Annotated in this window: 1 protein-coding gene; it reads right to left on the bottom strand. The window is 72.7% G+C overall.

The features are described from left to right. Positions 1-1425 (bottom strand): penicillin-binding transpeptidase domain-containing protein (locus L995_RS16830; protein ID WP_047472713.1); only part of this gene is annotated, 1425 nt, incomplete at both ends.

The following is a 1425-nucleotide window of genomic DNA, read 5'->3' as shown; positions in this document are numbered from 1 at the left end:
CTGGAGTCCTGCCATTCCTGCGTGGCGGCCGTGCCTGCGGGGCGGGCCGACAGCTGCACGCGCTGGCGGTCTGGCGGAATGTCGGGGTCCAGCGCGAGGATGGTGCCGTTGGCCGGGCGCGCAATGCGCACGGGCGAGGCGGCCGAAGTCCCGCGTGTTGATGCGGATGCGGCAGGCAGGCCGCTGCCCGCCATGGCGAACAGGCTCTGCTGCGTGCCTGCCACGAACCATTCGCTGCGCGCGCTCTCCAGCGGCAGGCCCGACGCATCGGGGCCGAAGCGCACGGCCTGCTGCAGCACGCCCGCCGGCGCCTTGGGCGCGCGGCTGGGTGTGCGGGCATGCAGGAAGCCCATCACGGCGGCCCAGACAGGTGCCGCGCCGCTGGTGCCGCTGACCGAGTGCATGGCCTCGCCGCGCGCATTGCCCACCCACACGCCCACGGTGTAGCGCTGCGACCAGCCCACGGCCCAGTTGTCGCGCATGTCCTTGCTGGTGCCGGTCTTGACGGCCGACCAGAAGCGCGTGGCCAGCACGCTGTCCGTGCCGAAGGTGGGCGCGCGCGCCATGGGATCGGACAGGATGTCGCCCACGATGAAGGCCGCGCGTGCGTCGATGGCCTGCACGGGCGCAGCCGGCTTTTGCGCTGCGGTCCCGGCACCCGGGGGCTGCGCCGCCCAGCGCACGGGCGTCAGCTGCCCGCCGTTGGCCAGGGCGCGGTAGGCGTTGGTGAGCTGCAGCAGCGGCACCTCGGCACTGCCCAGCGCCAGGCTGAAGCCGTGGTAGCCGCCGCTTTCGCGCAGCGGCAGGCCCAGGCGCTGCAGTTGCGAGAAGAAGGCATCGGGCGTGACCATGACCAGGGTGCGCACAGCCGGCACGTTGAGCGACGACGCCAGCGCCGTGCGCGCCGAGACCCAGCCCTTGAAGCGCCGGTCGTAGTTCTGCGGGATGTAGAGCCCGTTCTGCGTGGGAATGTGGGCCGATGAATCCTCGATCAGCGAGGCCGCCGTCAGCCGCCGCTCGGCAATGGCCTGGGCGTAGAGAAAGGGCTTGAGCGTGGAGCCGGGCTGGCGCATGGCCGTGACGCCATCCACCTCGGCCGCCTGGCTCAATTCGCCCGACGAGCCCACCCAGGCCAGCACCTCGCCCGTGGCGTTGTCCAGCACGACGATGGCGCCGTCCTCCACGTTGCGGCCCTGCAGCTCGCGCAACTGCTGCTGCAGGCTTTGCACGGCAAAGCGCTGCACGGGCGCGCTCAGCGTGGATCGCACGCGCGCCTGGCCTTTGGACTGCGGCTCGGCCAGCAGGCGGCGCGCCAGGTGGGGGGCCTGGCCTTCGCTGGCCGCCCATTGCCGGCGCAGCAGCACGCTGGCGGTGAGCAGTTCCATGGCCGTGCAGTCGCGCGCCGCCGCATCCTCGGGCACGCGG

Origin of the sequence: Delftia sp. ZNC0008, assembly GCF_000799035.1 — a bacterium.
GTDB lineage: Bacteria > Pseudomonadota > Gammaproteobacteria > Burkholderiales > Burkholderiaceae_C > Comamonas > Comamonas tsuruhatensis.
Note: the sequence above shows the minus strand (reverse complement) of the source record. Positions and strands in the feature narration are given on the sequence as shown.